22 protein-coding genes are annotated in these 25,669 nt (G+C 61.0%); 20 read left to right on the top strand and 2 right to left on the bottom strand.

The window, feature by feature from the left end; translation table 11 throughout:
* Window positions 1-11: 11 nt before the first annotated feature.
* The 19 genes from E5K00_RS10705 to E5K00_RS10615 all read left to right on the top strand — a co-directional run bounded on the left by E5K00_RS10705 (window position 12) and on the right by E5K00_RS10615 (window position 22,567).
* Window positions 12-1,352, top strand: a complete 1,341-nt coding sequence (locus tag E5K00_RS10705; protein WP_135463212.1) for a UDP-glucose dehydrogenase family protein — start codon at window positions 12-14, stop codon at window positions 1,350-1,352.
* Window positions 1,353-1,421: 69 nt separating this feature from the next.
* Window positions 1,422-2,417, top strand: a complete 996-nt coding sequence (locus E5K00_RS10700; RefSeq protein ID WP_135463211.1) for a UDP-glucuronic acid decarboxylase family protein — start codon at window positions 1,422-1,424, stop codon at window positions 2,415-2,417.
* A 22-nt stretch (window positions 2,418-2,439) separates the two neighbouring features.
* Window positions 2,440-2,847, top strand: coding sequence for a sugar 3,4-ketoisomerase (locus E5K00_RS10695; RefSeq protein WP_135463210.1), 408 nt, complete (start codon window positions 2,440-2,442; stop codon window positions 2,845-2,847).
* A complete protein-coding gene (locus tag E5K00_RS10690; protein ID WP_135463209.1) occupies window positions 2,832-3,779 on the top strand; it encodes a GNAT family protein in 948 nt (315 codons plus the stop codon). The genes E5K00_RS10695 and E5K00_RS10690 overlap by 16 nt, the downstream gene beginning before the upstream one ends.
* A 75-nt stretch (window positions 3,780-3,854) precedes the next feature.
* Window positions 3,855-5,426 carry a glycosyltransferase family 39 protein gene (locus tag E5K00_RS10685; protein ID WP_135463208.1) on the top strand — a complete coding sequence of 524 codons (1,572 nt, stop codon included), beginning with the start codon at window positions 3,855-3,857 and terminating at the stop codon, window positions 5,424-5,426.
* A gap of 77 nt (window positions 5,427-5,503) precedes the next feature.
* The gene (locus E5K00_RS10680; RefSeq protein WP_135463207.1) at window positions 5,504-6,610 is read left to right on the top strand and encodes a DegT/DnrJ/EryC1/StrS family aminotransferase; all 1,107 of its coding nucleotides are present in this window, start codon (window positions 5,504-5,506) and stop codon (window positions 6,608-6,610) included.
* 22 nt (window positions 6,611-6,632) lie between these two features.
* Window positions 6,633-7,571, top strand: coding sequence for a glycosyltransferase family 2 protein (locus E5K00_RS10675; RefSeq protein WP_135463206.1), 939 nt, complete (start codon window positions 6,633-6,635; stop codon window positions 7,569-7,571).
* Between the two features lie 171 nt (window positions 7,572-7,742).
* A complete protein-coding gene (locus E5K00_RS10670; RefSeq protein ID WP_135463205.1) occupies window positions 7,743-9,512 on the top strand; it encodes an ABC transporter ATP-binding protein in 1,770 nt (589 codons plus the stop codon).
* A gap of 54 nt (window positions 9,513-9,566) precedes the next feature.
* Entirely contained in the window at window positions 9,567-11,381 is a 1,815-nt protein-coding gene (locus tag E5K00_RS10665) for a hypothetical protein (RefSeq protein ID WP_135463204.1), read from the top strand.
* A gap of 823 nt (window positions 11,382-12,204) precedes the next feature.
* A complete protein-coding gene (locus E5K00_RS10660; RefSeq protein ID WP_135463203.1) occupies window positions 12,205-13,284 on the top strand; it encodes a DegT/DnrJ/EryC1/StrS family aminotransferase in 1,080 nt (359 codons plus the stop codon).
* Between the two features lie 82 nt (window positions 13,285-13,366).
* Complete coding sequence (locus E5K00_RS10655; protein WP_135463202.1) at window positions 13,367-14,008, top strand: NeuD/PglB/VioB family sugar acetyltransferase; 642 nt, start codon at window positions 13,367-13,369, stop codon at window positions 14,006-14,008.
* Between the two features lie 46 nt (window positions 14,009-14,054).
* The gene (locus tag E5K00_RS10650) at window positions 14,055-14,996 is read left to right on the top strand and encodes a glycosyltransferase (RefSeq protein WP_167856831.1); all 942 of its coding nucleotides are present in this window, start codon (window positions 14,055-14,057) and stop codon (window positions 14,994-14,996) included.
* 57 nt (window positions 14,997-15,053) lie between these two features.
* Entirely contained in the window at window positions 15,054-16,106 is a 1,053-nt protein-coding gene (locus E5K00_RS10645) for a glycosyltransferase (protein WP_135463200.1), read from the top strand.
* Between the two features lie 71 nt (window positions 16,107-16,177).
* Window positions 16,178-17,206 carry a glycosyltransferase gene (locus tag E5K00_RS10640; protein WP_245328287.1) on the top strand — a complete coding sequence of 343 codons (1,029 nt, stop codon included), beginning with the start codon at window positions 16,178-16,180 and terminating at the stop codon, window positions 17,204-17,206.
* A gap of 41 nt (window positions 17,207-17,247) precedes the next feature.
* The gene (locus E5K00_RS10635; RefSeq protein WP_135463198.1) at window positions 17,248-18,174 is read left to right on the top strand and encodes a glycosyltransferase family 8 protein; all 927 of its coding nucleotides are present in this window, start codon (window positions 17,248-17,250) and stop codon (window positions 18,172-18,174) included.
* A 73-nt stretch (window positions 18,175-18,247) separates the two neighbouring features.
* Complete coding sequence (locus tag E5K00_RS10630) at window positions 18,248-18,934, top strand: DUF1919 domain-containing protein (protein ID WP_135463197.1); 687 nt, start codon at window positions 18,248-18,250, stop codon at window positions 18,932-18,934.
* A 106-nt stretch (window positions 18,935-19,040) separates the two neighbouring features.
* Window positions 19,041-20,072, top strand: a complete 1,032-nt coding sequence (locus E5K00_RS10625; protein WP_135463196.1) for a glycosyltransferase family 2 protein — start codon at window positions 19,041-19,043, stop codon at window positions 20,070-20,072.
* A 12-nt stretch (window positions 20,073-20,084) separates the two neighbouring features.
* Window positions 20,085-21,344 (top strand): glycosyltransferase, encoded by a 1,260-nt coding sequence (locus E5K00_RS10620; protein ID WP_135463195.1) that lies wholly within the window; start codon window positions 20,085-20,087, stop codon window positions 21,342-21,344.
* On the top strand, window positions 21,344-22,567 hold the full coding sequence (locus tag E5K00_RS10615; RefSeq protein ID WP_135463194.1) for a glycosyltransferase family protein: 1,224 nt from the start codon (window positions 21,344-21,346) through the stop codon (window positions 22,565-22,567). The genes E5K00_RS10620 and E5K00_RS10615 overlap by 1 nt, the downstream gene beginning before the upstream one ends.
* Window positions 22,568-22,604: 37 nt before the next feature.
* Here E5K00_RS10615 and rffA read toward each other — a convergent pair whose 3' ends face one another.
* Complete coding sequence (gene rffA, locus E5K00_RS10610; protein WP_135463193.1) at window positions 22,605-23,759, bottom strand: dTDP-4-amino-4,6-dideoxygalactose transaminase; 1,155 nt, start codon at window positions 23,757-23,759, stop codon at window positions 22,605-22,607.
* A gap of 3 nt (window positions 23,760-23,762) precedes the next feature.
* Window positions 23,763-24,695, bottom strand: coding sequence for a glycosyltransferase family 2 protein (locus tag E5K00_RS10605; protein WP_135463192.1), 933 nt, complete (start codon window positions 24,693-24,695; stop codon window positions 23,763-23,765).
* Window positions 24,696-24,876: 181 nt separating this feature from the next.
* On the opposite strand from E5K00_RS10605, the gene E5K00_RS10600 reads away from it, so the two are divergent.
* Window positions 24,877-25,608 (top strand): GNAT family N-acetyltransferase, encoded by a 732-nt coding sequence (locus E5K00_RS10600; RefSeq protein WP_135463191.1) that lies wholly within the window; start codon window positions 24,877-24,879, stop codon window positions 25,606-25,608.
* Window positions 25,609-25,669: the final 61 nt, after the last annotated feature.

The raw sequence follows: 25,669 nt of genomic DNA, 5'->3' as shown, positions 1-25,669 counted from the left end.
CATCAACATATATGAAAATTGCAGTAGTAGGTACCGGCTATGTAGGGCTGGTTACCGGCACGTGCTTCGCCGAGGTAGGGATTGACGTCACCTGTATCGACATCGACCAGAAAAAAATCGACAACCTGCACAAGGGTATCCTGCCGATTTATGAGCCCGGCCTCGAAGAGATGGTGAGCCGCAACGTGGAGAAAGGGCGTCTGCACTTCTCGACCAGCCTGGCCGAAGGCATTAAGGATGCCGACGTGGCTTTCATTGCCGTGGGTACGCCTCCCGGCGAAGATGGCTCGGCCGACCTGAAGTACGTGCTGGCCGTGGCCCGTGGTATTGGTGAGAACATGAACAACTACGGCGTTATCGTGACCAAGAGCACGGTGCCCGTGGGCACGGCCGCCAAGGTGCGCACCGAAATCGAGCAGGCCCTGGCCAAGCGCGGGGCCGACATCGAGTTCGACGTAGCCTCTAACCCCGAGTTCCTGAAGGAAGGCGCCGCCATCGACGATTTCCTCAAGCCCGACCGGATCGTGGTGGGCGTGGCTTCGGCCCGCGCCGAGGAAGTGATGAGCAAGCTCTACAAGCCCTTCCTGCTCAACGGCCACCCGATTATCTTCATGGATATTCCGTCGGCTGAAATGACGAAATACGCCGCCAACTCGATGCTGGCGACCAAGATTTCGTTTATGAACGACATTGCCAACCTGTGCGAAATCATGGGTGCCGACGTGAACATGGTGCGTAAAGGCATCGGCTCCGACGCCCGCATCGGCACCAAGTTCATCTACCCCGGCATCGGCTACGGCGGCTCGTGCTTCCCCAAAGATGTGAAGGCCCTGATCAAAACCGCTTCGGAGAACGGCTACGAAATGCAGGTGCTGAAGGCGGTAGAAAGCGTAAACGACGCCCAGAAGGAAGTGCTGTTCGACAAAGTGTACAAGCACTTCGGCAGCGACCTGAAAGGCAAAAAGATGGCCGTCTGGGGTCTGTCGTTTAAGCCCAAGACCGACGACATGCGCGAAGCGCCCTCGCTGGTGATTATCGACAAGTTGCTCGACGCGGGCTGCACCGTGTCGGCCTACGACCCAGTGGCGATGGAAGAAGCCAAGCACTCGCTCGGCGACCGTATCACCTACGCCAAGGACGAGTTCGACGCCCTGATTGACGCCGACGCCCTGCTGGTCGTGACCGAGTGGCCCGACTTCCGCTCGCCCAACTTCGACGTGGTAGCGCGCCTGATGAAGCAGAAAGCCATTTTCGACGGCCGTAACATTTACGACGCCAAGGAGCTGCACGAGGCTGGTTTCACCTACCACTGCATCGGCATCCGCACCGACCACAAAGAGCCCGTTGCCTAACCAAACGGCAACTCTTTAGCTCATATTTCCTCACGCGCCGGCCGCAGGGCCGGCGCCAATTGCTACCAAATGGCTACTACTTCCGATAAAAAACGCGTCCTGATTACGGGCGGTGCGGGCTTCCTGGGCTCCCACCTCTGTGACCGGTTCCTGGCCGAAGGCTACCATGTCATTGCCATGGATAACCTCATCACCGGCGACCTGGCCAACATCGAGCACCTGTTCGGCAAAGAGGACTTCGAGTTTCACCACGCCGACGTGTCGAAATTCGTATTCGTGCCCGGCAAGCTGGATTATATCCTGCACTTCGCCTCGCCCGCCTCGCCCATCGACTACCTCAAAATTCCGATTCAGACGCTGAAAGTAGGCTCGCTGGGCACGCACAACCTGCTGGGCCTGGCCCGCGTGAAAGGCGCCCGCATGCTGATTGCCAGCACCTCGGAAGTGTACGGCGACCCCGAAATTCACCCCCAGGTGGAGGAGTACTTCGGCAACGTAAACCCCGTGGGCCCGCGCGGCTGCTACGACGAGGCCAAGCGTTTCCAGGAAGCCATTACCATGGCCTACCACAACCACCACGGGCTGGAAACCCGCATCGTGCGGATTTTCAACACCTACGGCCCGCGCATGCGCTTGAACGACGGCCGCGTGTTGCCAGCATTCCTGAGCCAGGCCCTGCGCGGCGAGAACCTGACCGTATTCGGCGACGGTTCGCAGACCCGCTCGTTCTGCTACGTGGATGACCTGGTAGAAGGCATTTACCGTTTGCTGCTGAGCGACTACGCCCTGCCCGTGAACATCGGCAACCCCGACGAAATCACCATCAAGGAGTTCGGGGAAGAAATTGCCAAGCTGATGAACGTGGAGTTTAAGCCGACCTACCAGGAGCTGCCCCAGAACGACCCGATGAAGCGCAAGCCGGACATCACCAAGGCCAAGGAAATCCTGGGCTGGGAGCCGAAGGTAGACCGCGCCGAGGGCCTGCGCCGCACCCTGGAGTACTTCAAGGAGCACGTGCAGGTAGCCGCCGCCGGGCAGGTAAATAACACGCCTCGCACATTCTAATTCCAGGTCTTCCCCGACGTATATGCAAAAGCCACACTTAATTGAGTTTCCAAAGCTGGGCGCCACCGATATCGGCTACATTTCCGTCGGGGAAGCCAACGGAATTATTCCGTTTCCTATTGAGCGCACGTTCTGGACGTATTTTACGCCGGAAAGCATCGTGCGGGGCCGCCATGCCCACCACGCCACCGAACAGGTGCTGGTAGCCGTGGCCGGCCGCATCATCGTGACGACGGAAATGCCCGATGGCGAGGTGCAAACCTTCGTCCTGGAGTCGCCGCACGTGGGGGTGTACGTGCCCCCGAATGCGTGGCACACCATGCAGTACTCGCACACGGCCGTGCAGCTGGTGTTTGCCTCTACCCGCTACAACGAGCAGGATTACATCCGGCATTACGAAGATTTTCGCCGCGTATGGGGACCCAAGTAAACCCGGCGCTGGTAGCCGCCCGGGCGGATAAGCTGTTCTTTTATTCGCCCTATAATTTCCTGCGCAAGCTTGACGTAGAAACGCAGCAGCGGCTGTTCGGCACTGGTTTGGCCGAGCAGTACGCTGCTGATTCTACGCACCGGGTATTTGCGTTTGAGCAGGAGGGAGCTACCGTGCAGTTTCTGTACAGCTACCTGGCCTGGGACAGTGACTTTTTCCAGGCCGAGGTCTACAAGGTGTTCACCATGCTGTTTGCCGCCGACGCTTCGGCGGCCGTGCTGGCTGCGGCAGGCACGGCGTTTCGGCAGCACTTGCAGCAGCAGGGAGCTACGTATTGCTTTGCCGAGCTGCCGGCCGAAGATACCCGCGTGGCGCAGGCCCTGGGGGCCGCTGGCTGGCGCATGGTCGAAACCCGGCTGCTGTTCTTTCACGATGCCGTTGCCACGTTTGAGCAGCCGCGCTACCCGGTACGGCTGGCCCGCAAGGAGGAAGCCACTGCCATTGGGCAGATTTCGGCCGCCGCGCGCAACGAGTACGACCGTTTCCACGCGGACCGCTGGTTTGCGGGCGACACCGGTGACCGGTTTCTGGCCCGGTATGCCTCGGCCGCCGTGGAAGGCTATTGCGACGCGGTGCTGGTGCCGGCCGAGGAAAACCTCCCCGTCGATTCCTTCTTAGCCATCAGCGACCTGCGGGCTCACGCCGCCGAGCTGGGCACTGGCTTTTCCCGGGTGGTGCTCACCGCCGTGGGCCCCGAAAACCGGGGCTGGCACCTGAAACTGGTGTCGGAAACGGTGCAGCGGGCCCGGCAGCAGGGCGCGGAATACGTGCTGATGACGACGCAGGCAACCAACCGGGCCGTGTTCCGGACCTGCGAGAAGCTGGGCTTTAAGCTCGGCGGTTCCAGCCACGTGTTGGCCTGGTCGAAGTAGGAAGTGGCGCAAGCGCCTCTGTTCCCTGGCTATTCTTCTGTTTCATAATCTGCCTTGCGGTATAATTTAAATCGTATGATACTGAACCCCGTCGGTGCTACTGGCCGCGAAGTAGAAGATGCGCCTGCCTACTTACCGGGGTTGCGAGCCAGCTTGCGCAGTGCCTGGCCCAAGGTGTGGCCATTGCTGGCTGTGGGACTGGCCATACGCGTGCTTTTCCTGTTGGTAGGAGCCAAAATCTATTATCTGGGTCGCCAGAGTGATATTTACACGAATGGGGATTCTTATTCCTATCTGCTTAGCTTTCACAACCTACTGGAATACGGCCGTTATACGTTCGATCTAACGGAGCCAGAAGCTGCGGTGGGCCGTATGCCCGGCTATCCGTTGTTTTACGGGCTGCACTACCTGATTTTCGGCTCGGGGGCGTTACAAGCAGTTGCCGTTACGCAACTAGTGCTCGATACGTTGGGAATCTGGCTGCTATATACCATCACGGCGCGCTTGGCGCCCCCAAATTCCTGGGCCCCCGCACTGGCTGCGCTGCTGCTTGCCTTTTACCCCTTCAGCATCCTGTGGATCACGGTTCTTGGCACTGAGTCGCTGGGCCTGCTTCTGGTGCTACTGTGGTGGGCTACTATGTTGCTGGCCAATCCCCGGCGCCGGAACTGGGCCCTGCTGGGCGCCCTGCTGGCAGTTATTGTATTTGTACGGGAGTTTCTGGGCGTATGCATGGCCATCACGCTGCTGTATCTGGCCGTGTATGCCATGAAAGGGCGGTTCAGATCGACTGCCCGACGGCCGTTGGTATTTGCTCTGGCTGGCTTTCTGCTGCTGTACACGTGGTGGCCTGTCCGGAACTACATGGTTCTGGGGCGCTTCATTCCCCTTAAGCCGGCTGCGGCTGGCTATGCCAACCTGCGGGAAGACGTGCAATCGGCATTGTCTTGGATGCTGACCTGGACCAACGACGTAACAACGGGCATGGATGAACTTATGTTTGCCGCAAAGCCCAGCTTTCCCGACGAGGTTATTCATACCCTGGCCGAAAAGCAGCTCCTTGATTCCTTGATTGTCCTGAGCCGTTCCTGTGCCTCCAGCTTTCACGTGCGAATGCAGCTGCAACGCCCAGATCCACGGGCCGGCCAAGCCTCGCTCCAAGGCCTAGATCAATACCGAAAAGCGCAGTTTGCCAACACCCTGCGCCACCACAACTGCAACGCGCAAGTCAGTGCCGGCTACGACCGGCTGCGCGAAAGCTACTTGCAGCGGCATCCTTGGAAAGGGCGGATAGCGGTGCCCCTGCAAAACCTGCAGAAAGTTTTGTTCAAAAATCAGCTGAAGCCGGGGCCGGATGGTCAGGTATCCATGGCCCAACGCCTTTCGGGCGTACTGTTCATTTGGCGCTCCGTGCTGCTGGCTTTTGGCCTGCTGGGTGCCTGGCGCTACCGAAAAGTGGCTGGCTTGTGGCCCGGGCTGGCGTTCAGTGCCATCATCTTTGTCTACATGGCCATTATTTTTCGTTCGATGGAAATGCGCTACTTGCTACAGGCTGATGTTGTGATGCTGGTCCCGGCCGCACTTATAATCGCCAGCTGGCTTCCCCGTCGGCTGCAAAAATCTATACGCACCACTGTGGCTGCCTGATCCTGTGGCTTCCGGAATCACAGTTAAAAACGACACACTTCTCTGCCGGCTTGGCCGGTATCCTTTATCTTCGCCGTATGAAAGTTCCATTTCTCTCCTTCACGCCCCAAAATCAGGCTATTCGTTCCCAGGTGCTCGAAGCCATGAGCCGGGTGTTTGATTCCCAGTGGTACGTACTGGGAGAGGCCGTTAAGCAGTTCGAAGCTGAGTACGCCCAGTTCTCCACGACGACCGAGTGCATCGGCGTCGCCAACGGTCTGGACGCGCTGCACCTGGCCCTCAAAGCCCTCGATATCAAGGAAGGAGACGAAGTAATTGTGCCTTCCAACACGTACATCGCCACGTGGCTGGCTATTTCCTTCGTGGGCGCGACGCCCGTGCCGGTCGAGCCCAACCCCGCGACCTACAACCTGGACCCCGCCTTGCTCGAAGCCGCCATTACGCCCCGCACCCGCGCCATTATGCCGGTGCACCTCTACGGGCAGGCCTGCGAGATGGAGGCTATTATGGCGGTGGCCAAGCGCCACAACCTGTACGTGGTGGAAGATAACGCCCAGTCGCAGGGCGCTACTTACCGCGGCGGCATCACCGGCAGCTTCGGCGACGTGAATGCCACGAGCTTCTACCCCGGCAAAAACCTGGGCGCCCTCGGCGACGCCGGAGCCGTGACGACCAACGACGCGGAATTGGCGAAAAAGGTCCGGACGCTGCGCAACTACGGCTCCCAGCAGAAGTACTACAACGAGGTAATCGGCCACAACTCCCGCCTCGACGAGCTGCAGGCCGCCGTGCTGAGTGCCAAGCTGCCCATGCTAATGGAGTGGACGGGCCAGCGCCAGGAAGTAGCCGCCCTCTACGATAAGCACCTGGCCGGCATTGCCGATCTGGCGCTGCCCGCCACGGCCGACGGTGCTACCCACGTGTATCACCTGTACGTGGTGCGTACCAGCCGCCGCGACGAGTTGCAGAAGTACCTGGGCGAGCAGGGCATCGGCACGCTGATTCACTACCCCATTCCGCCCCACTTGCAGGAAGCCTACCGCTTTATGAATTTCAAGGCGGGTGACTTCCCCATTGCCGAGGCGCTGGCCACCAGCTGCCTGAGCCTGCCGATGTGGCCCGGGATGACGGAAGCAGAGGTAGAAGTGGTCAGCCGCGCGATTCGCGCGTTCTTCAAGTCGTAATTTCTGTCCTTATTTCCCCTCGATGCCCAAGTTATCGATCATCATTCCCTGCTACTTCAACGAAGGTAATATTCCGGTCACCAGCCGGGAGCTGATTGCCAATGAGGCCCTGTTCCCGTCCGAGCTGACTTTCGAGTACGTCCTGGTGGATGATGGCTCCGGTGACGGGACGCTGCGGGAGCTGCTGGCCTTTCAGGCGGCTTACCCCGATAAGGTGCGGGTAGTGGAGCTGGCCGGCAACGTGGGTTCCTACAACGCCATTGTGGCCGGCATCGAGCAGGCTACCGGCGACTGTATGGCCATCATCACGGCCGACATGCAGGACCCGCCCGAGCTGATGGTGCAGATGTACGACTACTGGAAAAAGGGGCTGAAGCTGATTATCGGCAACCGCCAAGACCGGGAAGAAACGGGCTTGCAGCAGCTGTTCGCTAAAACCTTTCACGCCCTGATGAAGAAAATTGCCCTGCCCAACATTCCGGACGGCGGCTTCGACTTCGTCTTTTTCGACCGGCAGGTCGGCGAGCATATCCTGGAGTTGAAGGAGCGCAACAGCAACCTGTTCTACCTGATGGTGTGGCTGGGCTACCCCTACGTGAACATTCCGTACGTGCGGCGCAAGCGCGAAATCGGGAAGTCGCGCTGGACCATCCAGAAGAAGATCAAGCTGTTTATCGACTCCATTCTGGCCTTTTCCTTTTTTCCCATCCGGGCCATTTCGGTGCTGGGCGTAGGCATGGGCTTCGTGGCCCTGCTCTACGGCCTCTACATTCTGGGCGTGAAAGTATTCGGCGGCATTGAAGTGGAAGGGTGGACCACCCTGATGCTGGTGCTTCTGTTCGTATCCGCCTTCCAGATGATTGCCCTGGGTATCATCGGCGAATACGTGTGGCGGGGCCTGGATGCCGCCCGCAGCCGGCCCCTGTACGTTGTCAAGAACCTTTACGGCAAGCAACACTAGCTTGCTTCCCTTGTAGTTTGGGCGCTTGGGCGCTTTTACAGTTCCCGGTACGCTTCGCAAAACATGCAGAAGCTAAAATCCGTACCTACCCAGCTTAACTGAGACCGGACCTGGCCTGCTGCGCGCAAGTGCCAGGCTCCAGTCTCAGCTTTCGGCGTGAACCTCGCAGCCATGAACACCGGAATTATCCGATACTCCCTTAATAGCATCCGCTATTATCTTACTACCCCTCAAAAACGCAAAGCCGTCTGGATGTTTGTGTTGCTGTTGGTTTCTTCTTTTCTGGATGTGGTGGGCCTGGCTTCCCTCGTACCGGTAATGATGGTCGCCGCCGAGCCGGGAGGAGTGCAAAAAAGCAAATACTTCGGCCCGATCTACGACGGGCTGGGCTTCCAGTCGGAACGCAGCTTCCTGCTGGTGCTGATTGTCGGCGTGTTTTTGTTTTTCCTGTTCAAAAACCTGTTTTCGACCTGGGTCAACTACCTGCAAACCCGCTTTACGGCTAACGTGGGCTTGAGCATTATTCAGAACCAGCTGGCCAAGTACCTGAACTTTCCCTTCTGGTATTTCAACGACCTGGGCTCTTCACAGCTGATCAACAGTACGTTGCAGGTGCCCAGCACCTACGTGAACATGATTCTGCGGCCGCTGTTTATCTTCTTTTCCGAAGTGGCCGTCGTGCTGGTTATCGTGGTCAGCATCCTGGTGTATAAGCCGCTGCTGCTGGTAATTCTGGCCCTGGTGCTGGTGCCTACCACGCTGCTAACCTACGGCGCCCTGCGCGCCCGGGCCCAGTCGATTGGCAACCGCATCAATGAACTGCGTCCTATTTCCTTCAGCATCATCGGCGACCTGTTCACGGGCTTTGCCGAGCTGAAGCTGGCCAACAAGCAGCAGCGCTTCAAAGACCAATTGCTGGACAACCAGCGGGAAATCCAGAAGCTCGACGCCGAGGTGTACCTCTACACCCTGCTGCCGCTGAAAGTCATCGAAATGGTGGCTATCCTGGGCGTGCTCACGATTTTCCTGTACGCCATCTACGTGCCCGGCTCCTCGACCAACCTCATTACGCTGGTCGGCCTGTTTGCCGCCGCCGCCTACCGCCTGATGCCATCGGTGAACCGCATGCTGATGGCCATGGTGCAGCTCAAGCAGTGCCAGTACACCATCGAAGACCTGGAAGCTTACCGGGAGCCGAAGTACCGCGTGGCCCAGGCCGAGCAGCAGGCCGAGCTCTCGTTTCAGAACAACATCACGCTGGACAACCTGGTGTTCAGCTTCCCCGGCGCCACGACGCCGGCGCTACAGGGCGTGTCGCTCACGGTGCGCAAGGGGCAAAAGGTGGGCTTTATCGGCAGCTCCGGCTCCGGCAAAACCACGCTGATGAACCTGCTGCTGCGCTTTTATATTGAAGACCAAGGCCACATCCTGATTGACGGCAAAGTGCTGGGTCCGGAGCATATCGAAGCCTGGCACCGCATTATTGGCTACGTCAAGCAGGATACGTTCCTGATGGAAGCTTCCATTAAGGACAACATCACGCTGGGTGATGCCAACGTGGACCAGGAGCGCCTGGGATACGCCATTGAGCAGGCTTCGCTGCGCGGCTTCGTAAACGGCCTGCCCGACGGGGTGGATACCTTTATCGGGGAGCGGGGCTCGAAGCTGTCGGGCGGGCAGCGGCAGCGCATCGGCATTGCGCGGGCCCTCTACAAGCGCACCGAAATCCTGATTCTGGACGAGGCTACTTCGGCCCTGGACAACGAAACCGAGCGGGAAGTAAACGAGGCCATCGACCGGCTGTCGAGCACCGACATGACCATTCTCATCATCGCGCACCGCATCACGACCCTGCGCGATTGTGACCAGATCTACGAGCTGAACGCCGGCAAGATTATTTCCACCCACCAGTACCAGGATCTGCTGAACCGGGTGCTGTAATTCGGCGGTATCACCCTTTTTTTCTCTGCTTTTCGTCCTCCAGGTTGTCCCCGTATGAATCACAGCTCCGCGCCGCGGCTTTCTCTTTACTCCCTGCTCGTAGGGCTGATAGCAGCATTTCTAATTGGGCTTTTTCTCTGGACGATAAATAAGGGCTTCGACCTAACCGACGAAGGCTTTTACCTGCTGGGCTACACGTATCCCGAAGAGTACAGCTCCGGATTTACCAGCTTCAACCTGCTGGTAAACAAGGTGCTGAACCCGGCGTATACCTCTATTATCGGCTACCGGGCGGCCAGCCTGTTTACCACCATTGCCTCGGCGTTGCTGCTGGCCGGTGGCCTCTGGAAGTGGATTCAGGAAAAATACCAGGCCGGCTCGCTGCCGTACTGGCTGATTGCGGGCCTGTTTGTCATCGGCAACTTCCTGCAGTACTCCATTTTTCCCCGGACCATCTTTTACAACAACATCAACTCCTTCTGCATTGCCATTTTTGCCAGCAGCATCCTGCTGTACAGCGCCTACCCGAGCGCCGATAAGCTGAAATGGCGGCATGCCTACCTCTACCTCGGCGCGCTCTTTGTGGGCCTCGACCTGTTTGTGAAGGGCAGCTCCAGCGTGGTGGCCCTGAGCACCGGCGTATTGGTGCTGAGTCTGTACGCCGGCCTGGCCAACGTGAAGGAGTGGTACAAGCCCGTGGCGCTGGTGGTGCTGGGCTTTCTGTCGGGCCTGCTGGTGTTCTTTGTGAGCATTCAGTCGTTTGGCGTCTGGAGTACCAACTTCGTGCACGAAACCCAGCTGCTGCTGCAAACCAGCTACAACGGGGGCCTGCTGGTGCGGTATCTGAAGGATGCGTATCCCATCATCCGCACCCTGATTTACCCCTTCGGTATCTTTATCCTGATGGGCTTTTTCCTGACGCGGTTTTACCTGCGGGGCAAGCTGCGGCTGGCGCCCATCGTTCAGATTGGCCTTGGCCTGCTGATTGTGGCGTTTCTGGCCTACCAATCGCTGCGGACGGATCTGTACAAGAACACGCACCTGAACCACGACCGGTCGGCGGTGTGGTTTCTGGCGATTCTGCTCATCGTGACGGCCATGTTCAGCGCGGCCTACCTGGAAGAGCCTTACAAGAAGCTGAAGTGGCGCAAGCTCATCATTGCGGGCTGGTTGTTCGTGCTGCCCTTCGTGGGCGCCGTCGGCACCTACAACAACCTGTTCATGAACTTCATGCTCGACATCAACTACTGGTTTGCCCTGATGCTCATCATGTTCGTCAGCATGCCGGTGGTGGCCAAGGCCCCGGCGGCGCGCATCCTGGTGTTTGTGGTGCCGGCCCTCGTCATTGCCGAGCAGTGCGCCTACGGCCTGCTGCTGGCTCCTTACGTGCAGGCGGCCAACATGCTGGAGCAGACCGTGCCCGTTACCGTGGGCAAAGCCCACACGCCCGCCGTGCTGAAGCTCGACCCCAAAACGGCGCAGTTTATGGGCGACGTGGCCCAGTCGATGCGGCAGGCGGGCTTCCGGCCCGGGATGCCCGTGGTAGCCATGTACGACCTGCCGGGCCTGGTATACGTGCTGGATGGGGTGTCGCCGGGCAACCCGTGGATGTTCGGGCAGCTGGACGTGCGCAACTGCGACGCGCTGGCCAAAACCAAGATGGACCTGACCTCGGCCTTCCTGCTGATCAACGAAAAGCCGGGCGCAGAGCTGCTGACCTGCATGAACAGCCACGGAATGCACTTTCCCCAGGATTACGTCGAAGTACGCCGTTTGCTGAGTCCCTACAATCCCAACCAGTACAACTGGCGCAACTACCAGGATACGCTCACGGTATACGCCCCGCGCCGCCTGCGGGCCGAACTGTAGCCGGGGGCCACCGAGCAGGAACGCCTGCCAGCCGCATACTAGGTGGCTGGCGGGCGTTTGTGCTTAAGACAGGAAGGTGCCCGGGAGTTTGTGATATAGGTATAGTTATAATTTTAAATAACTATTCCCTGAGCATGAGCGGGGCTTGCTGCTAGAAAGTTACTCCGGGTTTGTTTGCTGGGGCAAGGGGCAAATCCTGAGTGTGCCAGCCAGGCGCGTATATCTCGCAAAAACTATTCTTTCGGTGGGCAGCAACGAAATGGTGCCGTTTCATGGGCTCTGGCCAAGGTGCTTATGGTGGCCAAGCTAGCGGAAAAGGCTGCTGCCGAACTGCCGACAGGCTGAATGCCAGCAAAGCCGACGGGGGCTGGGGCCTAGTTATAAATGCGCTATCTGCCGCAAAATACTTAGCTTTGCGCCACCTAAGGTTTGAGAACTGTGAATCCGATACGGGGCCATGTGGCAGCCTTTCGGTTACTTTATCAGGCAAGGCACAGGACATGGGCATCACAATCATCCGCTATACGGGCCGCCGCCGGCGCTATTTGCAGTCTCTCGGGCTGGGGAATTCGGCCATAATGCAGATCATGTCAGGGGCGCGGGGCGCGGCTGGAGTAGGAAATAGGGATATTGGTTAAGTGCAAAATGATTTTTAATCCCTTGCTCAGGCTTATTCCCTCATTTTCCGGTTGTCCCTAGCCGGCCGCTTGCCTTGTCGGCGGGGGCAAGCGTCAGTTGCCGCCCGGTTCTATTCCCGGTGCGCGGCTACGAGGACTAACACCGACCCCGCGTAATTTTTCACTACAACGTTCTTTCCGCTTTTATGAGCATTAATGTAACCAAGTCGTATCTGCCCCCGATGGAGGAATATATCGGCTATCTGGCTGGTATTTGGGAGCGGGTATACTTGACCAACGCGGGGCCACTGGTGGTGGAGCTGGAAAAAAGCCTGAAAGACTACCTGGGCGTTAAGCACTTATTCTTCGTTAACAACGGCACCATTGCCCTGCAGATAGCCCTGAAGGCGCTGGATCTGAAAGGCGAAATCCTGACGACTCCTTTCTCGTACGTGGCTACCACCTCCAGCATCGTGTGGGAGGGCAGCACCCCGGTATTCGTCGACATCGACCCGCTGACGCTGTGCCTCGACCCGGCGCTGCTCGAAGCCGCCATTACGCCCCAAACGGTGGCTATTATGGCCACGCACGTCTACGGCAACCCCTGCAACGTGGAAGCCATTGAAGCCGTAGCCCAGCGCCACAACCTGCGCGTGATATACGACGCGGCCCACGCCTTCGGCGTGACCTACAAGAATACGTCGGTGCTCAACTACGGCGACATCTCGACCCTGAGCTTTCACGCCACTAAGCTGTTTCACACGGTGGAAGGCGGCGCCATCGTCACCAACGACGACGAGCTGGCCCACCGCATCAGCTACATGCGCAACTTCGGACACAACGGGCCCGAGGCGTTCTGGGGCGTGGGCGTCAACGGCAAAAGCTCGGAGTTTCACGCCGCCATGGGCCTGTGCGTGCTGCCCAAAGTCGATGAGCTGATCCGGCGCCGCCGGGAAATCAGTGAGCTGTACGACGCGCTGCTGGCCGATACCGCCGTGCGCCGCCCCCAGCTACAGGAGCACACGACGCGCTACAACTACTCGTATTACCCCACGGTGATGCCCTCCGAGCAGGTGCTGCTGGCCGTGCGCGACGCCCTGAACGCTGCCGACGTAACCCCGCGCCGCTACTTCTACCCCTCGCTCAACACCTTGGAGTATGCCGGCCCGCAGTCGGCCCCGGTTTCCGAAGACATTTCCACCCGGGCCCTATGCCTGCCGCTGTACTACGAGCTGACGGACGAGGAAGTACGGGAAATCTGCCGCGTCATCAAGTCGGCCCTGTAAGCGTAGTTGAAAAGCCAGTTGCATCGAAAGCGGGCTGCCTCGGGTAGCCTTTCTCCCAGTTTAATTTCTACCGTTTGACTGCATGCTGATAGTCGGAGCCCGTGGCCACGCAATAGAAATTCTGCAGTGCCTGCCGCACCTCGCCGAAGCCGATTCCCTGTATTTCTTCGACGACGTGACGCCGGACCTGGAGCTGCTGCTGTTCGGGAAATACCCCGTGCTGCGCAGCCTTGAGCAGGTGCCGGCCCTGTTCCGGCAGGATCCGGCCTTTGTGCTGGGCCTGGGCGGCGGGCCCCTGCGGCAGCGGCTGGCCAACAAATTCCGTGGGCTGGGCGGGCAACTGCAGTCCGTAGTGGCCTCCTCCGCCCAGATTGGCCAGCACGAGGTGGAACTGGGCGCGGGCCTCAACATCATGCACCATACGTTTGTGGCCAACGCTACCCGCCTCGGGGAAGGTACGCTGCTGAACGCCGGCGCGGCCGTGCACCACAACGTGGTGGTGGGCAACTACTGCGAAATCTCGCCGGGCGCGCGCCTGCTCGGCGGCTGCCAGCTCGACGACCTGGTGATGGTGGGGGCCAATGCCACGGTGCTGCCCCGCCTGAAGGTAGGAGCGGGGGCCAAAATCGGGGCCGGCGCCGTCGTTATTCAGGATGTGCCGGCGGGAGCCACGGTCGTTGGCGTGCCGGGCCGCATCGTGCGGCGGGCGGTAGCGGCCGAATAGTTGCACCTTTGCAGAAGCATTCAAGCTCCTCTTCATGATTCCAAGTATGCCCACCGTAAGCGTCTGCTGCATTACCTACAACCACGAACGTTTTCTGGCTCAGGCCATTGAGTCGGTGTTGATGCAGAAAACGGACTTCGCCGTGGAACTGGTGCTGGGCGAAGACTGCTCCACGGACAGCACCCGGCAGATTGCCCTCGACTACCAGCGGCGTTACCCCGACCGGATTCGGCTGTTGCTGCCCGAAAAGAACCTGGGCGTGATGGGCAACTTCCTGGCGACGCTGCAGGCCAGCACCGGCACCTACATTGCCCTGCTGGAAGGCGACGACTACTGGACCAGCCCCGACAAGCTGCAGCGGCAGGTCGATATTCTGGAGGCCCACCCCGGCTGCACCACCTGCATCCACGACGCGGAGGAGTTCATGGACGACAACTCGATACCGCCGCGCCTGTTCAGCGACAAGTACTCGGCGGTGCTGCCCAAGCACGAAAAGGAGTTTACCCAGGGCGACATTGCTCAGTACGGCTGGTTTATTCCTACCGCCTCGATGGTGTTTCGCCGCTCGGCCCTGTTTCCGATTCCGGAGTGGGTGCACAGCGCCTTCAGCGGCGACTATTCCCTGCACCTGCTGCTGACGCGCACCGGCAACATCTATTACCTGCCCGAGGTGATGTCGCACTACCGGCTGCACCCCGGCGGCATTATGTCGGCCACGCAGAACGCGCGCATCATTGCCCGCAACAAAAAGCAGATTTTCGAAACCAGCTACTACAAGCAGATGGTCGACGCCCGGTACCACGGCCGCTTCAACGAGTTTCTGGAGGGCCTACACTTCGACCAAAGCGCCCGGCTGCGGCAGGATGGCAACCGCCTGGAAAGCTACTACAACTACTGGAAGGCCATTTCGGTCGTTGGGCGGGGCCGCACCGTCAGCCACTTAAAGCAGCTGGCCTACCAGTGGTACCAAAAGCTAACCGGGAAATAACCGTTTGCCAGCGCCCCGCCATTACTTCCCGAATTCTGCTCCCAGCCTAGTTTTGCTATGAACCCTGTCCGACCTGAGCGCGGTATTACCGTCCTGATCTGTACCTATAACAGCGCCACCCGCATTACGGAAACCCTGCAGGCCTTGGCCCGGCAGCAAGTGAATGCCACCGAATTTGCCGTGGAGGTACTGCTGGTGGATAATGCCTCGACCGACGCTACGTCGCAGGTGGCGGCGGCTACGTTCGAGCAGCTGGATTTCCCCTTTCCCTACCAGGTGCTCTACGAAGGCAAGAGCGGCAAAAGCAACGCCCTGGAGCTGGGCTTTGCCACGGCCCGCTACGAGTACGTGTGCATCGTCGACGACGACAACTGGCTGCAGCCCGACTACCTGGCTCTGGCCTGGGAGGTGATGGAAAAGGACCCGAAAATCGGGGCGCTGGGCGGCATTGGCCGGCCCCAGTGCGAAATCACGCCGCCTTTCTGGTTCAAGGATTTTGCCGCCATTTACGCGGCCGACACCCAGGCCCCGCACCAGGGCGACATCACCGCCGGGCCCAGCTACGTGTACGGCGCGGGCTGCGTGGTGCGCAAAGCGGCCTGGGAAAAAATCTACCGGGCCGGCTTCAAATCCATGCTCACCGGCCGCCACGGCGACAAGCTGACCTCGGGCGAGGACAATGAAATGTGCTACGCCTTCGTGCTGGCCGGCTACAAAATCTGGTACGACGAGCGGCTGCGCTTCCAGCACTTTATTCCGGCCAAGCGCCTGACCTGGAACTACGTGGAGCGTATCTTCGAGGGCAACGCGGAGTCGGAAGCGGCGTTGCGGCCCTACGTCGACTACATTGCGGCCCTGCACCGCCCCACCGTGGCCAATAAGCCGCTGGTGTGGCTGCGCAACGCCAAATACTCGCTGCAATACACGGTTTCCTTCCTGGGCAAAACGCTCAAAACCGGGGAGCGTTTCCGGGAAGGCGACACCTCGTCCATCCGGGCGCGCTACTACTGGCAGCAGTTTAAGGCCCTGGTGAAAAAAGAATTGAGCCAGGACAAAAGCTACGCGGAAGTGCAGGCTTTCATTGGCCGGCTCCAGGCCCTGAACAACTAAGCACCCGGCGCCCAACCACCGTTTCCGGGCTTGCCTCGCCGGCCCGTTTCTCCATTTAATCCTTGAAAAACGTGAACGGAATAACTGTTCTGATTTGCACGCACAACGGCGCTAACCGCCTGGCCGATACCCTGCGCTACGTCGCCGCTCAGCAGGTGAGCAGCGCCGTGGCCTGGGAGGTTTTGCTCATCAGCAATGCGTCCTCCGACAACACGGTGGAAGTCGCCAAAGGTCTGCAGCACAGCCTGGGGTTTCAGGTGCCTTTCCGGGTGCTGGAAGAGCCCGTGGCCGGCAAGGAAAACGCCCTGATCCGGGGCTTCAACGACGCGGCCTACGAGAACATCGTCATCATCGACGACGACAACTGGATTGCCCCCAACTACCTGGCGCTGGTCGACGAAATCATGAGTGCCCACCCCGAAATCGGGGTGCTGGGCGGCCACGCCGAAGGCATGTTCGAAGTGCCGGCTCCGGCCTGGTTCGACACGTTTCAGGCCGTGTACGCCGTCGGGCCCCAGAACGGGGGCAAGAGCGGCCCGCTGCCCGACCACGAAGGCTACCTCTACGGGGCCGGCTCGGTGGTGCGCAAGTCGGCGTGGCTGAAGCTGGTGGCCCACGGCTTTAAGTTCACCACCTCCACCAAGCGCGGCAAAATCATCGTGAGCGGGGAAGACGTGGAGCTGGGCGACGCCCTGCAGCTGGCCGGCTACAAGCTCTGGTACGACGACCGGCTGCGCTTCAAGCACTTCATGTTCAAGGAGCGCCTCACCTGGAGCTACTTGCTGCGCATCGGGCAGGGCACGGCTTCCTCGCAGCTCACCAGCATCGTGTACTATTTCATTTTCCGCAACCCCGACCTGACGGAAAGCCAGTTCCGCTTCCTCTACAACAAGCGGCTGGTGTGGCTGGCCGCCCAGATGGCCAAGCAGCCCGGCAACCTGCTGAACGCCGCCTTCCGCCGCAACCAGGAAGGGCTGATCAGCAATTTTGAAACCCTGCGGCTGTACTACAACTTCCAGACGTCCCTGAAGCAGCGGGAGGAGGCAGTCAACGTATTCCGGCAGATCAGCGCCCTGCGGCAGCGGCTGGCCGGTAGCTAGCCTGCCTGCGCCGCCGAATACGCCCACCACACCCAACGCCGATGAGTACCGCCAGTAACAGGATGCACATTGCCATAGCTTTCGATGAAAACTATCTGACGCCTGTGTATGCGTTACTTACCTCTATTTTCGAGAATAATCAGCACGAATCCATTGTGATTCATGCCATTGCCACGGGGCTGGCCGCCACCGAGCAGGACGAGCTGAAAAGCTACGTGGCTTCCTACGCCAGCACCATTTGCTACTACGACATCGAGGACAGCTTTGGCCGCGACTTCGTGCTGCCGCCCACGCTCTGGTGGACGGCCTCCATTTACTACCGGCTGCTGTTCCCGCTGGTAATGGCGCCGGACATTGAGCGGTTCGTGTACCTGGATACGGACATCATCGTGCTGGGCAAGCTGCGCAGCCTCTTTGCCACCGATATGCAGGGCCTGCCCGTGGCCGCCGTCCGCGACTTTGTGGCCGCGCGGCCCGAGCTGGGCATCTTCGAGGCCGACAGCTACTTCAACTCCGGCGTACTGCTGATTGACCGGGCCCAGTGGCTGGCCCGCGACGTTACCAACCAGGCTATTGCCTTCATCCGCACCAACTCGGAGCTGCTGCTCTACCCCGACCAGGATGCCCTCAACGCCGTGTTGGCCCAGAGCTGGGTGAAGCTCGACAGCCGGTTCAACCGGATGTTTCCGGAGATTCCGCGGGATCAGCCGCGCAAAAAGCTCAGGAGCGTTTTGCAGGAAACCGTTATCCTGCACTACACCACCCAGAACAAGCCCTGGAGCATGCTGGGGGAGAATAAGCTGCGGGATCTGTACTTTCGCTACCTGAAGAAGGTGCCGGCCAAATACCGCCGCCGCTACGACGACTTCAGCTGGAACCGCCACAAAATCCGGCGGATGCTGGCCATCCGGCTAAGCGAGCTGGTGGTCGATTATCCGGCCCTGCTGACCCCGTGGCGCAGAGCGTAGCCTAGCTGTTGCCCAACCCCGAAGTACCAGTCGTGTCTTAAGTACCCGTTTCACTGCCTAAGCTCCCTGCCCGATGTCGCTGTTGAATAAAGTAGCCAACCGGATTGCCGGCAAACGACGCTTCGAAGCCAAGCGCCGCCAGCGCCGCCTGGTAACCAATCCGGATTTCACGGTTTTCTCCAACGACTGCTGGGGCGCCGAGGTGTATAAGTACCTGGACCGGCCCTTCAACACGCCCTTCATCGGGCTGTTTCTGATGGGCCCGTGCTTCATCGAGTTTCTGCGCGACCCGAAATTCTACGTAACCCAGGAGCTGGTTTTTCAGGACACGTCCCGCTACGAGGTCATCAACCAGATCCGGGCGAAAAACCCGTACCCGCTGGCTACGCTGGGCGGCAAGGTCGAAATCAGCTTTCTGCACTACCATTCGCCGGAGGAAGCCCGCGAGAAATGGACCCGGCGCGTGGCCCGCATCAACTGGGACAACCTGCTGGTCAAGTTCGACGGCAGCAAGGACGGGGCCACGCCCGAGCTGGTGCGCGAGTTTGAGCAGATGCCCTACCGCCGCCTGCTGCTGGTGAAAGAGCCCGTGCCCGGCGCCGCCACGGCCGTGGTGGTGCCGCAGTACACCACCAACGGGGCGCACATGTTCCTCAACTCCCTGCCCGATTACGATTTTGTGAACTGGGTGAACACCGGCAACCCCAAATTCACGCTGGCCAACTGGGTGATGCACAAACTGCTGGGCAGCGGCGGCTAAGGCGGATTTCGAGCGTGGGCCGGGCCGAAGCGGGCTGACGCTGCCGGGCGGGCAACTTACGGGCCGGTAGGGGTTATTGCGCCGGACGCCGTACCTTTGCGCTATTATGCCTACCACAAAGCCGCCGCTCGTTTCCGTAATTATTCCCGTCTACAATGCCGGGGAATATTTGCGGCCCGCCATTGATAGTATCCTGCACCAGACTTTTCAGGACTTCGAGCTGATCATCGTCGACGACTGTTCCCGGGATGAAAGCCTAGCGGTGGCCCGCAGCTACGAAACCGACCCGCGCGTGACGGTGCTGGCCAACGAGCAGAACCGGGGGCGTTCCTTTACCGACAACTACGGCGCCGAGTACGCCCGCGGCAAGTACATTGCCAAGATGGACGCCGACGACGTGGCCCTGCCGCACCGGCTGCAAACCCAGGTCGATTTTCTGGAGCAGAACCCCACGGTGGGCCTCACCAGCAGCTTCATGAAGTGCTTCGGCGAGTCGGACATCGTGTATGAGTACCCGCTGTCGGCCGACGCGGTGCGCAGCTTTATGCTGTTCAACATGCCGGTGGCCAACCCCACGGCCTTTTTCCGCCGCTCCCTGCTGCAAGAGCACGGCCTGCGCTACGACGACACGATTCAGGACACCTTTGGCGAAGATTACGAGTTTATTGCCCGCCTCGCGCAGGTCACCGACATCGTGAATCAGCCCGAGATTCTGCTGCACTACCGCACCCTGCCCCAGACGCTGAAGGCCGACGTGCACGCCCGGCGCAACGCCAAGTCCAACCAGATCCGGGAGCGGCAGCTGCGCGTGTTCGGCATTCCCTTCACGGAGCGGGAGCTGCACGTGCACAACACCATATCGTATTTCCCCTTCACCCTCGGCGACATTACCCTGGCCGAAGTGCACGCCTGGCTCTGGAAGATTCACACCTTCAACCAGACGCGCCGCTACGCCGACCCCGCTGCCATGCTGCGCTGCGTGGCCGAGCGGTGGTTTCTGACCTGCTACCTCAACCCCGACAAGCGCGTCAACTCCCTGCGCGAATACCGGCGCCAGCCCCTGGCCCAGCATCACCGGGTGCCGGCCAAGCTCCAGGGTAAATTTCTGCTGAAAAGCTACGTGCTGCGGCATTTGTAAGCCGCCAAGTGTATGACGAACTCCTCGACGCCCGCGCGTAAAAATATTCTGCTGCTCATTCCTCAGCTCACCTACGGCGGGGCCGAGCGGGTTTTCCATGACCACGGCCAGCAGCTGGCCCGGCACCACCACGTGGTCGAGTGCGTGTTCGACAGCAACACGGACGTCGCCTTTCCCACGGCCAATACCCTGGTGGCCCTGGACGTGCCCGCCGGTACCGGTTTGGTGGGCAAGCTGCGCAGCTTCGTGGGCCGCATTCAGCGGGTGAAGCAGCTCAAGCGCGAGCACCGCATCGACGTGTGCATCAGCCACCTGGAAGGCGCCGACTACCTGAACCTGCTCAGCAAAGGTTCCGAGCAGGTGCTCTTGTGCATTCACAACTCCAAGCGCCACGACCCCAACATCCGGGGGGCGCTGGGCTGGGTGCGCCGCCGCCTGCTGATGCCCTTGCTCTACCGCTCCGCCGACCGTATCGTGCCCGTGAGCCGCGACCTGCGCCAGGAGCTGATTGACATGTTTGGCCTGGCGCCGCAGAAGGTGCAGACCATCAACAACTTCTTCGACGTGGAAGGCATCCGGCAGCGCAGTCAGGAGCCGCTGCTGCCCGTCGAGCAAAAGCTGTTCGACGAGCACCCCGTGCTGATTACGGCCGGCCGCCTGGCCCGCGAAAAAAACCAGACGGCCCTGCTGGAAGTGCTCAGCACCATGCGCGCCGGCGGCCAGCATACGGCCAAGCTGGTGCTGCTCGGCGACGGGCCCCTGCGCGCCGAGCTGCTGCAGCGCTGCCAGGAGCTGGGGCTGCGCGCCTGGCAGGTGTGGAACGAGGCGCCCATGACGGCCGACTACGACGTGTATTTCTTGGGCTTTCAGAGCAACCCGTTCCAGTACATTGCCCGGGCGTCGGTGTCGCTGCTCTCCTCGTCCACCGAAGGGTTTCCGATGGCGCTCTGCGAGGCTATGGCCTGCGGCGTGCCCGTCGCCTCGACCGACTGCCCCACGGGCCCGCGCGAGATTCTGGCGCCCCAAACCCCGGCCAGCGACTACGCCCGCGCGCCGGAGTGGGCCGAGTTTGGCCTGCTGCTGCCCCTGCTAGGCGCGGGGCCGGTCCTGGCCCACAGCGCGCCCGTGTGGGCCGCGACCCTGACGGGACTGTTGGCCAATCAGCAGAAACGTACGTACTATGCCGCGCAAGCGCACCGCCGGGTGCAGGATTTTGCTCCCGGCAAGATTATGCAGCAGTGGGAAGCTCTGCTCAACCAACCAAGCACATAATGAAACTGCGCCACGTCATTATCTACGTCTACAATAGCTTTAACGACCCGTTGTTTAAGGGCAATCTGCTATTGTTTCTGCAGCACGTCGGCCGGCAGCAACCCGACCTGCGGCTGCACCTTATCACCTACGAGCAGCAGGATTACGCCCTGAGCGAAGAGCAGGCCGCGCACGTGCGGGCCGATCTGGCGACCTACAACATTGAGTGGCACCCGCTCCAATGGCATTCGGGCAGCTTCAAGCTGCTCAAGAAAGCTTATGATCTGCTGGTGGGGTTCCTGCTGGTACTCAAGCTGCGAATCGGGGTGGGCGCGCGTAGCATCAGCGGGCTGGGTACGGTGGCGGGCTCGTTTGCCTTCATGATGGCCAAAGTGCTGGGGCTGCGCTACTACGGCTACCAGTACGAGCCCCACAGCGAGTTTATGCTCGACTGCAATGTATGGCCCGAATCGAGCCTGGCGTACCGGGGGCTGCACTACATGGAGCGTCTCAGCGGGATGCACGCCGATATTCTATCGACCGGCACGGTGCATATGGTGCGGCGGATGCAGGAATGGGGCACGCCGGCCAAGGTGTATAAGCTGCCCAGCTGCATTGATGAAAACAAGATTTTCTTCCGCCCCGAAGGCCGGGACCGGATTCGGGCTAAATACAACATTCCGGCCCAGAAGCAGGTCATTCTGTACCTGGGCAAGTTTGGCGGCATCTACTACGACCGGGAAATAGCGGTGCTCTTCCGGGAATTTTACCGGCAGAATCCAGCCCTCTTTTTCTTGATTGTGTCGCCCGATGCTCCGGCCCACATTGCCGGTCTGATGCAGGCCGAAGGCTTGCCCGAAACCAGCTACACCATCACGCGCAGCCCCTACGAGCAGGTGCAGGACTACATTTCCGCCGCCGACTTCGGGGTGGTGGCCGTCCCGTCGCAGCCGTCTCAGAAATTCCGCTCGCCCATTAAGGTAGGGGAGTACCTGTGCTGCGGCCTGCCGTATCTGGTGTGCGCTGGCGTTTCGGAAGATGATCTGGTGGCCGAAAAGTACGGCGTGGGCGTGGTCGTGAGCAGCTTCACGCAGGCGGAGGCAGTACGGGTATATCCACAGGTAGCGCAGCTGCTGGCGACCGACAAAGAGGCGTTGCGCCGAAAATGCCGGCAGGCTGGCATCGAGTACCGGGGCCTGAGTCAGTACCTGCCGACCGTCGACACGATTTTCGCGCAGCTGTAACGGGCTTCGGCTTGCCAATGTGCGGTTTTCTCGCGCGCTAGCGTGCGGGAGGCCCCAGGTAAAAGCGCTGTACCGCCGCAATAACCTGCTGCTGCTCAGCCGAACTCAGCTCGTAGTAGAGCGGCAGCCGCACGAGACGCTCGGCGTGGGCCGTGGCGTGGGGTAGGGGGCGGCCGTCGTGCCGGGCCCGGTAAAACGGGCTGGCGTGCAGAGGCTGGTAGTGCGACACGGCCAGAATCTGGTGCCGGCCCAGGTGGCGAATCAGCGCGTCCCGCTCCGCAAGGCCGGTGCAGAGCAGGTAGAAGATATGGGCGTTGTGGCGGGCGTAGTCGGGCACGAAAGGCAGCGCGAAGCAGCCCTGGCGGGCCAGGGGCCGCAGGGCCTCGTAGTAGCGCTGCCACTGCGCAGTGCGCCGCTCCTGAATGGCCTCCAGCTGCTGCAATTGGCCCCAGAGGTAGGCCGCGTTCAGCTCCGAGGGCAGAAACGAGGAGCCCACGTCCACCCACTGGTAGCGCGCCACTTCGCCCCGGAAAAACGCGGCCCGGTTGGTGCCCTTTTCCCAGAGTATTTCGGCCCGCGCCGCAAACGCCGGGTCGTTGATGGCCAGCATGCCGCCTTCGCCGCAGATGATGTTTTTAGTTTCGTGGAAAGAAAAAGCGGCCAGATGCCCCACCGCCCCCAGCGGCTGCTCGTGGTAGCGGCCCTCAATGGCCTGGGCCGCGTCTTCCACGATAAACAGCTGCTCGTGGGCCCGGCTGAGGGCCAGCAGCGGGGCCATGTCGCAGGCCACGCCGGCGTAGTGCACCGGCACGATGGCGCGGGTGCGGGGCGTGAGCAGGGCCGCTACCTGGTCGGTGTCCAGGTTGGGGTGGTGGGGCAGGCTGTCGGCAAAGACGATGGTGGCCCCGCGCAGCACGAAGGCATTGGCCGTGGAAGTAAACGTGAACGAGGGCACGATGACCTCGTCGCCGGGCTGGATGCCGAGCAGCAGGGCCGCCATTTCCAGGGCCGCCGTGCCGCTGGTGGTTAGCAGGGCGCGGCCCAGGCCGTAGCGGGCTTGCAGAAACTGCTGGCTGTGCTGGGTAAAGTAGCCGTTGCCCGACAGCTTGCCGTGGGCCAGCGCCTGCTGGATGTGCACCAGCTCCTGGCCGGCCAGAAAAGGCTTGTTAAACGGAATAAACGGCTGCTCCATAGCTCAGGTAGTCGCCTCCACAATGTAGAGCGGCCGGTGGCGGACACTCTCGAAAATCTTGCCCACGTACAAACCCACCGTGCCCAGGGCCAGCAGAATCAGGCCCGAGAAAAAGCTGATGGCCAGCAGCAGGCTGGTGTAGCCCGGCACCGTAATCTGTCCCACGGCGTAGCGAATCAGCGTAACTAGTCCCAGCAGAAACGCGCCGCCCGAGAGCAGCAGGCCCAGGTAGGCCAGCAGCCGCAGGGGCTTGTCGGAAGAAGCCAGGATAACGTCGGTGGCCAGTTGCAGCCGGCGCGCGAAGCTGTAGGTGCCCGGCCGGCCCTCGGGCGCGTGCTGCACGGCCACGGTCGTTTGCCGGAAGCCCACCCAGCGAATCATGGTGGGGAAGTAGCGGATGCTTTCCCGCAGCTGTCCCACGGCCGCAATGGCCCGGTGGTGGTAGAGGCCGAAATTCGCCACCTGCGCATCCTGGCGGGTGCCGGTAAGGTAGGAGAGCAGGGCGTAGAATCCCCGGGAAAGTCTGGTTTTAAGCCACCCATCCTGGCGCGCCGTGCGGCTGGCCAGCACCACGTCGTAGCCCTGCCGGGCGCGCTGGTACAAGGCCGGTATTTCCTCGGGCCGGTCTTGCAGGTCGCAGTCCATGACGACCACCCACTCGCCCTGGGCCACATCGAGGCCGGCGGTAATGGCGTGGTGCTGCCCGAAGTTGCGGCTCAGCCGCAGGCCCCGGATGCGCGCATCCCGCGCGGCCAGCTCCTGAATCCGGCGCCAGCTGCCATCCGGGCTGCTGTCGTCGACTAGGATGATTTCGTAGGAATCGGTCAGCGGAGCCAGGGCCGTATGCAGCCGTTGCACCAGCTCCGCCAACAGGTGCTCAGCCCGGTACACGGGGCTGACAACTGAGAAAAGCGGCCTGACGGGGGCAGTGGGCATACGGGGGCAGGAGGGAAGCAGAGAGAACAGGCGGAAAAAGCCGGGCCGCAGCCGAAAATAAGCCGCTACTTTGCCAAAGGTAATACGAGCCGCCCGTTGCCCGGCGAATATACTCGGCCCGCGTCCGGCAGCCGCCATCAGCCACCCCGGGCGCTGCCGTTTCCCATACCCGCCACGACTTATGACTGCCCACCATTCTATTATTCCCCTGGCGTGGGACAGCGCCTTTTTCGGCTTTCCCACCGGCCGGCTCGTCGGGACCGGCTTACTGGCGGAGGATCTGCGGGAGCTGCTGGTTCAAGCGCGCGGCCAGGGCTGGCGGTTGCTGTACTGGTTTGTAAGCCCCGAAGATGTGGTTTCGGGGGAAGCGGCCCAAGCCCTGGGGTTGCACCCTGCCGACGACAAGCGCGTCTATGCGCGGGCTTTGCCGGCCCGGCTCCCGGTGGTGCCCGCAGCCGTGCGGCGGATTTCGGGCCCCACTGCCTCCCCCGAACTGACGGCCCTGGCGGTGCAAAGCGGGGAATATTCGCGCTTCCGCACCGACCCCCATTTCGCGCCCGGCCAGTTCGAGCAGCTGTACGCCCAGTGGCTGGCCAAGGCGCTGGCCAACGGGATGGTACTGGCGTATCAGCCCGGGGCCAGCCAGGGTGCGCAGGGCCTGCTTACGCTCGAAGAACAGGGTGCGGAGCTGGCTATTGGCCTGGTGGCGGTAGACGGGCAGTGGCGCCGGCGGGGCATCGGGCAGGCGCTGCTGGCCGGCGCCTACCGGCAGGCGCGGGCAGCGGGTTTTCGGGCGTTGCGCGTTACCACGCAGGGCGCGAATCAGGCGGCCTGCCGGTTTTATGAGCAGGCGGGCTTTGCCCTGGTAGAGCGGCAGCTGGTGTTTCACCTGTGGCTGCCGGAGCAGCAGTAGGGTCTTGCACGGAGTTAGCGTACTTTTGCAGCTCGCTTCGTATACGACTGCCTACGGGCTA

This window comes from Hymenobacter aquaticus, assembly GCF_004765605.1.
Lineage (GTDB): Bacteria > Bacteroidota > Bacteroidia > Cytophagales > Hymenobacteraceae > Hymenobacter > Hymenobacter aquaticus.
Note: the sequence above shows the minus strand (reverse complement) of the source record. Positions and strands in the feature narration are given on the sequence as shown.